This window comes from Desulfurivibrio nitratireducens (genome assembly GCF_044068515.1).
GTDB lineage: Bacteria > Desulfobacterota > Desulfobulbia > Desulfobulbales > Desulfurivibrionaceae > Desulfurivibrio.
The window spans coordinates 111,622-125,676 of sequence record NZ_JBIPKI010000001.1 but is presented as its reverse complement, the minus strand read 5'-3'; the positions used below and the strand labels follow the sequence as shown (position 1 = coordinate 125,676).

Annotated in this window: 9 protein-coding genes; 1 reads left to right on the top strand and 8 read right to left on the bottom strand. The window is 62.5% G+C overall.

The features are described from left to right. Positions 1 to 13: 13 nt before the first annotated feature. The 6 genes from hemB to hflX form a co-directional block, all read right to left on the bottom strand. Positions 14 to 988: a porphobilinogen synthase gene (hemB, locus tag ACHHTY_RS00535; RefSeq protein WP_395492082.1), complete on the bottom strand. Its 975-nt coding sequence runs from the start codon at positions 986 to 988 to the stop codon at positions 14 to 16. A 417-nt stretch (positions 989 to 1,405) separates the two neighbouring features. After that, positions 1,406 to 3,178 carry an AAA family ATPase gene (locus ACHHTY_RS00530; protein ID WP_395492081.1) on the bottom strand — a complete coding sequence of 591 codons (1,773 nt, stop codon included), beginning with the start codon at positions 3,176 to 3,178 and terminating at the stop codon, positions 1,406 to 1,408. Between the two features lie 135 nt (positions 3,179 to 3,313). Then, on the bottom strand, positions 3,314 to 4,666 hold the full coding sequence (locus tag ACHHTY_RS00525) for a sigma-54-dependent transcriptional regulator (protein WP_395492080.1): 1,353 nt from the start codon (positions 4,664 to 4,666) through the stop codon (positions 3,314 to 3,316). 104 nt (positions 4,667 to 4,770) lie between these two features. Next, entirely contained in the window at positions 4,771 to 7,011 is a 2,241-nt protein-coding gene (locus tag ACHHTY_RS00520) for a sensor histidine kinase (RefSeq protein WP_395492079.1), read from the bottom strand. Positions 7,012 to 7,094: 83 nt separating this feature from the next. Further along, entirely contained in the window at positions 7,095 to 7,658 is a 564-nt protein-coding gene (locus tag ACHHTY_RS00515; RefSeq protein WP_395492078.1) for a DUF4390 domain-containing protein, read from the bottom strand. Between the two features lie 18 nt (positions 7,659 to 7,676). Continuing rightward, positions 7,677 to 9,332, bottom strand: coding sequence for a GTPase HflX (gene hflX / locus ACHHTY_RS00510; RefSeq protein ID WP_395492077.1), 1,656 nt, complete (start codon positions 9,330 to 9,332; stop codon positions 7,677 to 7,679). Between the two features lie 386 nt (positions 9,333 to 9,718). On the opposite strand from hflX, the gene ACHHTY_RS00505 reads away from it, so the two are divergent. Then, positions 9,719 to 11,341, top strand: coding sequence for a PepSY domain-containing protein (locus ACHHTY_RS00505; protein WP_395492076.1), 1,623 nt, complete (start codon positions 9,719 to 9,721; stop codon positions 11,339 to 11,341). Positions 11,342 to 11,396: 55 nt separating this feature from the next. Here ACHHTY_RS00505 and selB read toward each other — a convergent pair whose 3' ends face one another. Further along, a complete protein-coding gene (selB, locus tag ACHHTY_RS00500; RefSeq protein WP_395492075.1) occupies positions 11,397 to 13,304 on the bottom strand; it encodes a selenocysteine-specific translation elongation factor in 1,908 nt (635 codons plus the stop codon). An 18-nt stretch (positions 13,305 to 13,322) separates the two neighbouring features. Beyond that, on the bottom strand, positions 13,323 to 13,964 hold the full coding sequence (locus ACHHTY_RS00495) for an MBL fold metallo-hydrolase (protein ID WP_395492074.1): 642 nt from the start codon (positions 13,962 to 13,964) through the stop codon (positions 13,323 to 13,325). Positions 13,965 to 14,055: the final 91 nt, after the last annotated feature.

Sequence of the window (14,055 nt, the reverse complement as noted above, 5' to 3'; positions counted from 1 at the left end):
GTCCCGGACGGGCTCAAGCGGCCAGCAATCTGGCCATGTCCTTGGCAAAATAGGTCAGAATGATATCAGCCCCGGCCCGGCGGATGGAGAGCAGGCTTTCGGCCATCACCCGCTCCTCGTCGAGCCAACCTTGGGCTGCCGCGGCCTTGAGCATGGCGTATTCACCACTGACCTGGTAGGCGGCGATGGGATGGTCGAATTCGTCGCGCAGCATGCGGATGATATCCAGATAGGCCAGAGCGGGTTTGACCATCAAAATGTCGGCCCCCTCTTCCACGTCGAGGGTGGCCTCGCGCAAGGCCTCGCGGGCATTGGCCGGATCCATCTGGTAACCCCGGCGATCACCTTCCTGGGGGGCGCAGTCGGCAGCGTCGCGAAAAGGGCCGTAAAAGGCCGAAGCGTACTTGACCGCATAGGACATGATCGCCACCTGATCAAAATTATTTTCATCGAGAATCGCCCGGATTTCGCCCACCCGGCCGTCCATCATGTCCGAGGGGGCGACAATATCGGCTCCCGCCCTGGCGTGCGACAGGGCGGTCCGGGCCAGAACCTCCAAGGTGGCGTCGTTGTCCACCTGGTGTTCGTGGATGATGCCGCAATGGCCATGGCTGGTGTATTCGCAAAGGCAGACATCGGTGATCACGGTCAGCTCAGGGGCCTTGTTCTTCAGTTCCTTGATCGCCCGCTGGATGATGCCATCGGTAGCATGGGCTCCCGAGCCCACCCGGTCCTTCTTTTCCGGCAGACCGAAAAGAATGATGCTGTTAACCCCAAGCTTGCGGCACTCCTGGGCTTCCCGGGCCAATTGATCCACCGAAAGGCGAAAAACTCCGGGCATGGAGGAAATCTCCTCCCGCTGCTTTTTGCCGGGCATCACGAAGAGGGGGTAAACTAGCTGGGCCGGGCTCAACACGGTCTCCCGGACCAGGGCCCGGAGGTTTTCATTGCGGCGCAGGCGCCGGGGGCGATATTCGGGATACATCATGGCATTAAGCTCCTGAATTGAGATGATCTGACCAAAAAGGCCGACCGGGGTGGTCGGCAAGGGCAAAACCAAGAGTCAGCAAGGGGTTGTGGCCACCGCTAACGCTTTAAGTGACGACAATCTTGACAAGTTTTTAAATAAAAAGCGACCTAAAGGCAAGCCAGGTTGCATCATAACGACAAATAGCTGCGGGTGGGCGGGAATTGCAGCGGTTTTGCGCGGGCCTGTCAATTGGGGAATTAAGGCAGCTTGCAATCCCGGCCCGGCGAGCCCGGCACGGGGAAATTTTACTCAAGACCGGCCCTGATCCGGAAAGACCGGTTAAAAAAAACCAAGCGCCGAGGCCTTTTGCGTCTGTTTGCTAAATCCTCGAAAATTTCACTGGTTCTTAAAGATCCGCCGGTCGTCCTGGAAAAGTCAATCGAGTTTGAAAGCTTTGCTCACCACCTGGTTGATGAAATTATCCGGGGCATCGATGCCGGCGGCGGGAATGACCAGGGCCGCGGGATTGCGGCGCTGACTGAGCAGACGCAGGCCATACTCCATCGCCTGCAGCACCTGATCGCAAACCTCGTTGACCAGGGCTTCCTGGCGCGGGCGGCGGGCCAGGATCCGATCCACCGCTTCTTCGCTGAAGGTCAGGTCCAGGCCGCACTCCTCGGATACCCGGCGGGCCCGGTCGTTGACCAGGTTAACCAGGTCGATGAAACGTTCACAAACCTCGCGGGGTTCAAGGTCTTCTTCCTCGACCTCGTGAGCCATCATCCGCAAACGCTCCGGGGTGGCCAGGACATCGTGACTTTCCAGGTAGCCGCCCAGCTTGTCGCGGATGAAATCCACCAAGCGATTGATTTCCTCGGTGGCCAGCCGGGCGCATTGCCGGGCATGCTGCTCTCGGTAACGGCCATCCTTGAGCAGGCGCGCCAGCACCGCTTCGGGGTCCGCCACCAGGGCTTCAGTGACCACCAGGTGCGAGATCCCGGTGGAAGGGAGTTTTTTTTCAAAATGGAGCAGCACCCGTTCCATGACGCTGACCAGGGCCCGGGCCCCGGTGCCTTCGCAGGCGGCCAGGGCGGCGATTCGGCGCAGGGCCTGGTCTTCAAAGCGCAGTTCGATGCCGTAGGCCCGGAAATCCTGCTTTTTGCCCACCACCACGGCGCCGTTGGGATTGCTTAAAATGGCGTAAAGGTCATCTTCGCTGAGCTCTTCCAGCACGGCGACCACCGGCAAGCGGCCGACGAATTCGCTTTCAAAGCCGTAGGCCACCAGGTCCTCAGCCTTGGCCCGGTCCAGGAAAGTTCCGGATCTGGCCGGGGCGGCGGCGGCCACCGTGCTTTCAAAGCCGATGGAACGCTGCTGCCGGCGCTGGCGGACGATTTCATCGAGCCCGGCAAAGGCGCCGCTCATGATGAAAAGAATATGGCGGGTATTGACGGTCTGGCGGCGGCGCTGCCCGGTCGTCCGGTAATGCTCGACCGCCTCGATCATCGAGATGGGATCGTGGGGCACCTTCATCTCCACCTCGGTCTCTTCCATGGGCTTGAGCAGGGCCCGCTGGACCCCGCTGCGGGAAACATCCAGGCCCCGCTGGTTGTTGCCGCCGGCCGCGATCTTATCGACCTCGTCGAGATAAACGATGCCGAAGCGGGCCCGCTCCAAATCGTTGTCGGCCTCCCGGACCAGATCGCGAATCAGGTCTTCGACGTCGCCGCCGACATAACCGGTTTCGCTGAACTTGGTGGCATCGCCCTTAACGAAAGGCACCCCGATATACTGGGCGATCAGTTTGATCAGGTAAGTTTTGCCCACCCCGGTGGGGCCGATCAGCAGGACGTTATTCTTGATCCGGCCGATGTTGCGGCCGGCCGCGCCGCCGGGCCGCGCCAGGCTGCGGCTGATCCGGTTGAAATGAGTGCAGATCTTGGTGGCCAGAATGGCCTTAGCCTCCTCCTGGCCCACCACATACTGGTCGAGATGGGCGATCAGCTCCTCCGGAGCCAGGTCAAAATGGAATTTTTTCTCGGCCGCCGCCCCCCCGCTATCCTCGCCTACCGGGTCGCTCTCGGCCAGGGGCAGCTGGCCGGTGGATACGATCCGCACCCTACGGCCGTACTTATTACTCAAATATTCGCTGATTTCCCGCTCCAGTTCCTTCTGGCTGGGAAAGTTCGCTTCCTCTAAATCACTCATTATGTCGGTTCCACCTCTTTCGAACTCGTATCGCATCTTGCGGCCCGCCAGGATGGGGCGGCAAGTAACCGGTTCGTAGTTCAAGGTTAAGGTTCAGGTTCAGGTTCCTCTCCTGCCTGTTCCTTATCCCTGTTCTTACTCCATTTCCAGAGTTTTCATCTTCTTGTGAAGATGACTGCGTTCCAAACCGATTTGTTCCGCAGTTTGACTGATATTACCACTATTGTCCTCCAGGCACATCCGCAAATATTCCCGCTCAAAGAGCCGCTTGGCATCCTTGTAGCTGAGGCGGCGAAACTCCCCGAGCCGCGTCGGGACCGGTTCAGCGGCGGGGCCGGCTGCCAGCAGGTTGCGGACCAGGTCCGCTTCAATTCGCTCCTCGGGACTCATGATCAAGGTCCGTTCAATAAAATTGCGCAGTTCGCGGACATTGCCCGGCCAGGAATATTCTTCCAGCACCGCCAGGGCCGCGGGGCTGAACTCCTTGGCGCCCAGTCCCTTGCGGCCGAATTCCTGCAGAAAGTCGGCCACCAGCAGGGAAATATCCTCGCGGCGCTCGCGCAGCGGCGGCACGAAAACCGGCACCACGTTGAGGCGGTAAAAAAGATCGGCCCGGAAATTTCCCTGCTCGATTTCCTCCTCCAGGTTCTTGTTGGTGGCCGCCAGCACCCGGACATTGACCTTGATGGTCCGGCCCCCGCCCACCCGCTCAAATCTCTGTTCCTGGAGGATGCGCAGGATCTTGGCCTGGGTTTTCAGACTCATGTCGCCGATTTCATCGAGAAACAGCAGGCCGCCATCGGCGAGATCGAACTTGCCCCGGCGGGAGGTGGCCGCTCCAGTGAAGGAGCCCTTCTCATGGCCGAAAAGCTCGCTTTCAATCAACTCCTCGGGAATGGCGGCACAGTTGAGCTCGACCATGGGCCGGTGGGCCGCCGGCGAAAGGCGGTGAATGGTCTGGGCCACCAATTCCTTGCCGGTCCCGTGTTCGCCGCGGATCAGGACCCAGGCGTCGGTGGGAGCCACCCGTTCGATCTGGCGCCGGAGATGGCGCATGGGAGCGGATTCGCCGGTCAGGGAATGCTGCTTGGCCTGACCCCGCAGGATGCGGTTTTCCTCTTCCAGGCGGCAAAGGCGCAAGGCATTGTTGATCGCCAGGATTACCTTGTCGTAGGAAAGGGGTTTTTCAATGAAGTCGTAAGCCCCGAGCCGGGTGGCCTGGACCGCGGTTTCAATGGTGCCATGGCCCGAAATCATGATCACCGGCAGGCGGGGTTGGAGTTCCTTGAGCCGGGCCAGCACCTCCATCCCGTCGGCCCCCGGCATCCAGATATCCAGCAGCACCAGGTCCACCTGCTCGGTCTCGAGCAAAGCCAAACCGGCCTCGCCGTTGGCCGCGGTCAGAGGCGCGAAACCCTCATCTGCCAGAATGCCGGCCAGGGATTCGCGAATCCCCGCCTCGTCATCAATCACCAGTATTCTTTTCATCGCACCAAACCGTCACCTGTCTGCGTTAGAGCCGCGCAAGCCCCAAGCTATCCGGGACCCGCAAGGCCGGTCAACCGGTCAACCCCGGCGGGAGCCCGGCAATTTCAGCCCTGGCTTTCATCCCGGGCCAGTGGGAGTTCCACTACGAAGCAGGCCCCCTGGGGTTCGTTATCACGAACCCGGATGGCTCCGCCATGATCGGAAACCACAGTGCCGGCGATGGCCAGACCCAGGCCGGTTCCTCCCTTCTTGGTGGAGAAATAGGGCTCGAAGAGGCGGAGCTTGTCCTCCTCGCGAATGCCCGGCCCGTTATCCCGAACCTCCAGCAAGGCCAGCTCCTGCTCCCGGTCAAGCCCCAGCACCACTTTGATTTCTCCGCCGCTTTTCGGCACCGCCGCCACCGCGTTGTCCAGCAGGTTGATCAAAACCCGCTTTAGCTGCTTGGGATCGAACATAAAGGGCGGCACCGGCCCACCCTCCCGGCTGAACTTTATTTCCTTGTGCCCTTCCCGATAAAGCACCAGGACTTCATCGACCATGACCGCCAGATCACTGAAGGTTCGATGGATGGCCGGCATCCGGGCGAAGCTGGAAAATTCCTCCACCAGCTTCTGCAGCTCCTCCACCTGGTTGATGATCGTCTGGGTGCAGAGATCGAAGACCTCGCCCTCCCCGGCCAGGCGCTTAAGGTATTTCTTGCGCAAACGCTGGGCGGAGAGCTGGATCGGGGTCAGGGGATTTTTGACCTCATGGGCGATCCGGCGGGCGACCTCCCGCCAGGCCGCCATCCGCTGGGCCTTTTCCAACTCGCTGAGATTGTCGAAAACCAGGACCACCCCCAGGGGACGGCCTTCTTCATCATAAAGCCGGGTGAAGTGGATCCGCAGGGAAAAGGTTTCCTCGCCGACGGTCAGGCGCAGGGGGCGCTGAATGGAGTTCTTGCCGGATTCGGTCAGCTCATGCAGGAAACCCTCCAGCACCTTGAGATGCTCACGGCGCAGGATCGCCCGGTAATGACGGCCGACGATTTCCTCCCGATCTACCTTGAGCAATTCCTCGGCAAAGCGATTGAGGGTAATAACCCGGCCGGCATCGTCCAGGGAAATGACGCCGGCGGCCACGTTCTGGAGGATAGTTTCGGTATAGCGCCGGCGGCGATCAAGCTCCTGGGCGGTCTGTTCGATCTGGCGGCGGCTGCCGAGCAGATCCCGGGTCATCCGGTTGAAGGAATCGACCAGGGTGCCCATTTCATCGCCGGAGGTCTTTTCCAGGACGAAATCCAGCTCCCCGTCGGCCACCCGGCGGGTAGCCTCGGCCAGCTTCTTGATCGGACCGGTGAGACCGGAAGCCACGTAGAAACCAAACCAGATCGCGCAAAAGACAATCAGCAGGGTGACGATCAACAGGGTTACCAGCAGGCTGGTCTTGATCGGGGTCTGGAACATCATCAACTGGCGGTAACCCTCCAAGCCCGACGAGATGATTTCCATCCGCTCCAGCCGCTCTCCGGGAATCAGGCGGGAGAGTACTAAAACCGCGTTGTCCCGCCCCAGGCCGGGCAGGGCCAGCGGGGTCAGGCCGCGGACCAGCTCACCCGCCCCGACTTCCTGGATCACCACCTGCCCGCTTTCGCCGGCCAGGGAGCGGCGGAGCACCTCCCCCGGCAGTTCCGGCACCCCGGCGCTGGTAATGGCGGGAAGATAGACGCCGACCAGCCGGCTGCGCTCCTCGCCGATGATTTCGATCCCGCTCAGGTTATGGCTGAGCAGCATATCCTGCAGGAAAGGCTCCATTTCGGCGGCCGCGCTGAAACGATAACGGCCGGACTGCAACTGGCTGGCGATGGCCCCACCCTCCCGGATGGTTTCGGCCTGGGCTTCCTGGTAGACTTCGCGGGCCACGTCCAGAGACTCCACCAGGGACTGCTCGACATTGATGTTGAACCAGTAATCGATGCTGGTGGAGATGAACTGCAGCGACAGCAGGAAAAGCAGGCCGGTGGGGATCAGGGACAGGGAAACGAAGGAGATGACCAGCTTGGTTCGCAGCCGGGCCCCCAGGATCCGGCGGCGACGTTCGAAGACCAGCTCCACCAGGTTGCGCAGCACCAGGAAGATCACTGCCACCAGGAGTAGGATATTGATGTTGATCATCACGAAGATCAGCAGATTGCCGCTGACCGGGAGATCCAGCTCTCCCATTTCAAAAATACGGGTTTCCAGGTAAGTCAGGAGGACGAACAGGGCCAGGCAGCCCAGCGCGATCCAGCGCAGGCGCCGGCGGCGGCGGCGACGGTCCTGGGCGATAATTTCCTCTCGGATATCGGCGGGGCTGATTTTTTCCATCGCGGTTAACCGTCCACCAAGGGCAATAAACGGGACTTTACCGGGCCCCGGCCGGCCGGCGCGGGGGCTGCCGGTTCAGCAGTTCAATAGCGAAACTCCACGCTGTACCAATCGGTTTCGAAACTCCACAGGCGCCGGAAAGGCAGGAGCCGGCTGAAAAAGGCCGGACTGCTCCTTTCCCCCATGCGGGCCTTGATCCGCAGGGTGTAAACCTGGTCGGGGGTCAATTCGGCCAGGGGCACCACGCTCAGGCCGCTGACCCGGTTGAGCAGCTGGCGGGCCTCGATCAGCGATGCGGTGACGGTGGTACGCTCCCCCAGTTCCTCGCGCAGAACCCGGTATTCATCCTTGAGGTTGTCATAGCTGAGGCGATGATTGAACTCCAGGTTAACCAGGCGCTGATCCGGCCAGCCCGCCCGGTGCCGATGCAGTTCGACCAGAAAGGTGATGGTCAGGGGCAGTCCGTTTCTGACCCCCTCCTCCATCTCCGGGGTGATGGCGTCGCGGACCTGGAAGTAGAGCAAGACATCGCGGCTGGAGTTGGTGACCACCACCTCGTCGATCCGGGCTTCCCCGGCGGCCGGTGCAGGGGCCGGGGCCAGGAGCGGGCTTAGGACGAGCAGCAGGGCGACCAGCAGAAATTTCACCGAGTTGAACCTCCGCAATTATTGCCAACTTTTCAGGACCGCGTGGCGGGCCCGCTCGAGGAGGGGGGGAAAGGTCGCGGGGTCCAGGGCGCTGACCATTACCGCGTCGTAAAGGGCCGCCTGCTCCCGAACCCATTCCTGGTCCGCCACCCGGTCAATTTTATTGAGAACGGTCAGACGGGGCAGCTCGGCCAGATCCAGTTCGCGCAGGAGTTGCTCCACAACCTTGATATGCTCGGCAAAGCGGGGGTTGCTGATGTCCACCACATGGATCAGGACATCGGCCTCGCCCAGCTCTTCCAGGGTGGCCTTGAAGGCCTGGAGCAACTCGGCCGGCAAATGGCGGATAAAACCCACCGTATCGGTGATGATCACCTCCATCTCCTCGGGGAAGCGCAGGCGACGGCTGGTGGGATCCAGGGTGGCAAAGAGCTTGTCCTCGGCCAGGATCGCGCTGCCGGTGAGGGCGTTGAGCAGGGTGGACTTGCCGGCATTGGTATAGCCCACCAGGGAGAGAACCGGGACCTCCTTCTTGCGGCGGCGCTCCCGGCGGCGATAGCGCTCCCGGCTGACCTCCTTGAGCTTGGCGGCCAGCTTGGTGAGCCGATCGCGGATCCGGCGGCGGTCGACCTCCAGGCGGGTTTCCCCCGGCCCCCGGCCGCCGATGCCGCCGGTCAGGCGGGAAAGAGCATCGTCACGGGTCCCGAGCCGGGGCAGCATGTATTTGAGCTGGGCCATTTCGATCTGGAGCTTGCCCTCCCGGCTCAGGGCCCGGCGGGCGAAGATATCCAGAATGAGCTGGGTCCGGTCGATGACCCGCATTTCGGTGTGATCGGTGATCGAGCGGACCTGGGAAGGATTCAGCTCTTGGTCGAAAATCAACAGGTTGGCATTGAGCTGGAGGGCCTGCAGCATGATTTCGCCCAGCTTGCCCCGGCCCAGGATCAAACGGGGGTTGATCCGGTCGCGGCGCTGGATCACCCGGGCCAGCACCTGGACCCCGGCGGAGGCGGCCAGTTCGGCCAGTTCAGCCATCGACTCCTCGGCCTGGCGGCGGCCGGCGCTGCTGACGCTGACCAGAATGGCCCGGTCCCGGCCCCGGTCAATCTCCCTTACCGGCCGCAGCCGGCTGAATTCCCCTTCCAGGGCGGTAATCATTTCCCGCAACTGGTCCGACTGGCGGGAAACCGGGCGGGGGGGCAGCAGAATCCAAGGGGCGTTTACTCCCCCGTCCTCTTTGGCATTGGGGCCGGCACCGGCAGCCGGGGGGAGCTGCTCGGCCCCGGCCGGGCTGCTAAGCGCCCGCGGACTGAGGTGGGCGCTGTGGAGTTTGCCGGGCAAGCCGGTGGGGTCGACCTCGAGGACGCTCATCAAATCGAAGCGCAAAAAGAGCAGATCCATGAAATCATCCTGGGTCAGGCCTTCCCCGCCCAACTGGGTATGCAGGCAGCGCAGGCCCCGCAAACGCCCGCCGGCGGCCCGGCTCTGGCCCAGGGCCGGAATCATGATCGAACGATGATCCCCCACCAGGACCAGCTCCACCTGACCGGCCCGATCAATGATCAGGCCGAGCTGGCGGCCGGTTTCCCGGGATAGGGTCGCCAGGGAACGGGCCAGTTCGGGGGTGACGATCTGATCCGGCCCCAGCCGGCGGCTGCCCAGGCGTTCCAGCATTTTCAGCTGCGCCGGCTTCAGGCCGGCGGTATTACCGCTTATGGTGGCGATGGAGTATCTCCCGTCCGCAAATTAAGGTTCCAATGGAGTCGTAAGCCCGGCTGGTTGCCCCGGCTTCGCCCGAAGTTTAGTGGAGTAACCGCCGGGTCGCAAGCGGGAAATAAGAGCAGGGCCCAAATCCTGTTAAGATAAAGTAAACATTGGTGTCCGGCGGAACAATACCTTGGAACGGAACTACTATTAGGTTACATGGCATGGGGTCGGCCCTCCCCGGCAGGGCCGGCCCGCCTCGCCGGAACCGCCCTGACCCTGAAACGCCCCCAACACTACCGACGGCGCCCCGCGCCGGCAGCGGCGCCCGCGCACCAACCGATGGAGAAAACATCTTGGCCTGGTTGTCCCGATTTTGCTTCCGCCTGTCAAAAGCCACCCACAAGTATCTCGGCCTGCTCCTGCTGCTCTATTTCTTTGCCATGGGGGCCAGCGGCCTGCTGCTCAACAACCCCGGCCTGATCAGCGGTTTGAGTGTCCCCTGGAGCCTGACTCCTGCCAACTACGAGCCCCGGGCCTGGAACCGGATGTACCTGCGCGGCGGCACGATCAACGGTGATGACTGGTTTCTGGCGGGCAAGCCGGGAGTTGTGCACAGCGCTGACGGCGGCCGCACGTTCACCATCCTGGCAGAAGGTTTCGCCCCCTCACCCTACGGACGCGACACCATGGGCCTGCTGGTCAGACCGGGCCCGGCCGGCTACGAACTCCTGGCCGCCACCCGGGCGGGACTATATTGGCGTTACCGGGATCAACCCTGGCAGCAGCTGGAGCTGCCCGGGGCCGGCCGGAATCCGGTGGTAGAGGATGTCATCGCCACCCCCAAGCTGATCGTGGCCTTCACCCAGCAGGGACTTTATGTCGCCCCCGTTCCGGCAGCCGCTCCCCCCGGCGCCGGCCATAATCAATTCGCCGAGAGCAGGACCGGGCCGGAATACCAGTTCACCGCCATCGAACCGGCAGTAAGCGGCGATTACCCCGACCCGGTGCCCTGGTTCCGGATTCTCCATGACATCCACAAAGGCCGGATCATCGGCAGTGCCGGTAAATGGCTGCTGGACTTGCTGGCTCTGGGCCTGATTTTTCTCGCCCTCAGTTCCCTGGTGATCTGGTACGTACCCTGGCGCAACCGCCGCATCAAGCGCTGGCGGCGCAGGCCCGGCCGGCTGTTCAATTTCTGCTGGCCCTACCATTTGAAGATCGGCATTTACACCGTGGCCTTTCTGGCCCTCCTGGCCGTCACCGGCGCCCTGCTGCGCCCGCCCCTGCTGATCGCGGTGGCCCCCTACTCCCTGGAGCGGGATCACCCCCTCCTGGCCCTTTCGCCCCGCAGCAACGACTGGGGCGGCAAACCGCAACAAGCGCTCTATTCCTCGGCCAGCGACACTATCCTGGTAGCCACCGAAGGCGGCTTCTTTCAGGGACCGGCGGACTTCAGCGCCCCGTTCCAGCCCCGGCGGATCCCGGTACCGATCCACGGCATGGGCGTGACCGTGCTGGAGGAGGTCGAACCGGGCCTGCTGCTGATCGGTTCCTTCATGGGCCTCTATCTGTGGGAGGAATTCGGAGGCCGGGTGGAGCGCCTGCCCCGTCCCGGCCTGCGGGGCGGCAATCCATACATGGGCAACGATCTGGTCACCGGCGCGGTGATGGCCGACGGCCGGCCCCGCTTCCGGGTCGACTACCACGACGGGTTGCTGCCCATAGTGCCGCAAATGGCCGGCTACGGCCCGCCGATGCCCGCCGGGATCGTCGCCAACACGCCGATGTCGCTCTGGCACTATCTCTTCGAGTTCCACAACGGCCGGATTTTTGAGCAATGGCTGGGAATGGGCTATCTGCTGATCATCCCCATCGGCGGGGCCGGCCTGCTGCTGCTGGCCATTACCGGGCTCTACGACTGGCTCTACCGGCGCCTCGGGCAAACGCGGCAGAGCCGCAGGCAGGAGCAACCGTAGCGAAATACCAAGCATAAGCGCCGCGACCGGCGGCGGGAGGCGGGGCGGTGGCCGTTCAGCGCAGGCGCCGGGTATCGCCGATGCGCAAGGTCAGCTTGACCCGATCGAAATATTCCAGCAGGGGGATGGAGAACTTGCGGGTCAGGCCGGTGAGATTCTTGAAGCGGGGGGCGTCGATTTCCCCTTCGGCCTTGATAAAGGCGACCAGTTTTTCCTTGAGTTGCTCCAGGGCCTGGGCATCATAATGGAGATCCTCGCTGACCTTGACCAGGTCCCCGTCCCGGACCATTACCTCCAGCAATTCGCGCACCAGGGTGGCGGGATATTTGCCGTGGCGCTCCAGGGTTTCCTTGCTGGTGGGGGCCTGCAGGCCGGCTTGGCGGTAGAATTCGCCCAATTCCCGGCGCAGGGTCCGGGCATCCCCGCCCAGGGAGACCTGGTGGGAGGCCAGCCGAATCAGTGATTCCTCCTGGCGGACCAGGTTGTTTTTCAGCATTTCCTGCAGCAAAATCTGAAACAGCCGGGGCGAGAGATCGCGTTGCAGGCGGCCGCGGAGCTCCTCCACCGAGAGGCCGCTTTTCAAGGGGTTTTCCCGGTGAAACCCGGTGAGCAGCTTTTCCGCCTTGGCGCTCAGGGCGGCCAGGGTTTCGCCGGTGATCATCCGCTGTTTTTCCGGCTCGATCACCAGGATCCGGCGGGCCGAAATATTTTTTTCCAGGGTCTTTTGCAGCCGTTTGCCGAAGAGCCCCAGGCGTACCGCCAACTCCTGCTGGGTCAGGCCCCGGGCCCCGCTCTCCCCGAGATGGAACAGGGCCAGGTCTTCCGGGCTGCCTTCGCGGTAAAGGGCGAAAATTTCCTGGTTGGCCTGCTTGAAGCGGCGGCGCTTGGGTGCGGCGCAATTCCAGATTACCCCGCCGCCGATGGTGTGGACCGGGGAATAACTGCGGACCACGTAATGGTCACCGGGCCAGACACTGACCGGCTCTTCCAGCAGCAACTGGACGGCGGCCTCGGCGCCCGGGGTCAGTTCCTCGTCCTCCAGCAGGGCCACCCGGCCCATGACCTCGGCGGTACCGATATGGACCCTTACCCGGCGGCGATTTTTCAGCTTTTTGGCATTGGTGGAAAGATAGAGAAAATCGGCATCGAAAACATAGGAGGGCTCCAGGCAGCCCGGGGTGGCCAGGACCTCGCCCCGGTGAATTTCATCCTTATCCACCCCCTGGACGTTGATGGCGGTGCGGTAGCCGGCTTCAACCTCGTTTCTTTCCTGGCCGTGTACCTGGATGCCGCGGATCTTGCCATTGATTCGCCGGGGATAAAAAACAACTTCATCCCCCAGGCCAATCCGCCCGGAAATCGAGGTGCCGGTAACCACCGCCCCAAAGCCCTTCATGGTAAAGACCCGATCCACCGGGAGGCGGAAAGGACCGTAGGCTTCGCTGAAGTCGCTGGCCGCCACCAGTTGATCGAGGGTGGCTTTTACTGCTTCGATCCCCGCGCCGGTGATGGAAGAAACCGGCAGCATCGGGGCATCCTCCAGGAAGCTGCCCTGCAGGAAGTCCCGGACCTCGTCCTGGACCAGTTCCAGCCAGTCCGGCTCCACCATGTCCATCTTGGTGATAATCACCAGGCCCCGCTTGACCCCCAGCAGGCGGCAAATTTCAAAGTGCTCCCGGGTCTGGGGCATGATCCCCTCATCCGCCGCCACCACCAGGGCCACCAGGTCGATCCCCGCCGCCCCCGCCACCATGTTGCGGACAAAACGCTCATGACCGGGCACATCGACGATCCCCAGGCGATGGCCGCAGGGCAGGTCGATGAAGGCAAAGCCCAGTTCAATGGTGATCCCCCGGGCCTTCTCTTCCTTGAGGCGATCGGTCTCGATGCCAGTCAGGGCTCGAACCAGGCTGGTTTTACCATGGTCAACATGGCCGGCGGTGCCAAGCACTATTTCACGCATGGGAATGGAGCCTCACAATCAATACCATTTTTCTTGCAAAAATGGATTTTGGACCGCTTCTTCTCCAATGGTGGAGCGGGAACCGCCGTAGCCGTGGCCGGGCCAGACCACGGTTTCCGGGGGGAGAACGAGCAGGCGCCGGCGGATCGAGTCGATCAGGGTGGCGGTATCGCCGCCGGGGAAGTCGGTGCGGCCCACCGCGCCGACAAAAAGGGTGTCACCGGTGAAAATATGGGGCGGCGCATAGAGGCAGATGCCTCCGGGGGTATGACCGGGGGTATGGATAACCTCGAGCCTGATGCTGGCGAGTTCGATGCTGTCGCCGTCGACCACCAGGCGGTCGGGGAGCGGTGAGGGAGGCAGGCCCAGCATGGCAAAATACTCTCCGACCTCGGGCTGGGCGAAAAAGGCGGCGTCCTCGCGGTGCATGACGATCTCGGCGCCGGTAGCCTCCTTGAGAGCGGCGTTGGCGGCGACATGGTCGGGGTGGCCGTGGGTGCAGAGCAGCAGCTCCGGCCGCCAGTCGTTCTGCCGGCAATGGTCGAGAATCAGATCTTCATCACCGCCGGGATCGATGACCAGGGCCCGGCCGGACTCCTCACAGGCCAGGATATAGCAGCAAACTCCCATGCTGCCGACGGTAAGTTGGGTAATCCGCATGTTTCCCCCGTTGGCTCGATTTAAGCAGGATGCTTTGCAACCACCATAAAAAATCAAACAAAAAACTGTTCAGCAACAGCCCGAACCTTCG

What these genes read in the sequence shown, in the direction of transcription:
- ACHHTY_RS00495 (WP_395492074.1), bottom strand. Translation starts at nt 13,964, where the DNA reads ATGCGGATTACCCAACTTACCGTCGGCAGCATGGGAGTTTGCTGCTAT.
- ACHHTY_RS00520 (WP_395492079.1), bottom strand. Translation starts at nt 7,011, where the DNA reads ATGGAAAAAATCAGCCCCGCCGATATCCGAGAGGAAATTATCGCCCAG.
- hemB (WP_395492082.1), bottom strand. Translation starts at nt 988, where the DNA reads ATGATGTATCCCGAATATCGCCCCCGGCGCCTGCGCCGCAATGAAAAC.
- ACHHTY_RS00525 (WP_395492080.1), bottom strand. Translation starts at nt 4,666, where the DNA reads ATGAAAAGAATACTGGTGATTGATGACGAGGCGGGGATTCGCGAATCC.
- hflX (WP_395492077.1), bottom strand. Translation starts at nt 9,332, where the DNA reads ATGCTGGAACGCCTGGGCAGCCGCCGGCTGGGGCCGGATCAGATCGTC.
- selB (WP_395492075.1), bottom strand. Translation starts at nt 13,304, where the DNA reads ATGCGTGAAATAGTGCTTGGCACCGCCGGCCATGTTGACCATGGTAAA.
- ACHHTY_RS00530 (WP_395492081.1), bottom strand. Translation starts at nt 3,178, where the DNA reads ATGAGTGATTTAGAGGAAGCGAACTTTCCCAGCCAGAAGGAACTGGAG.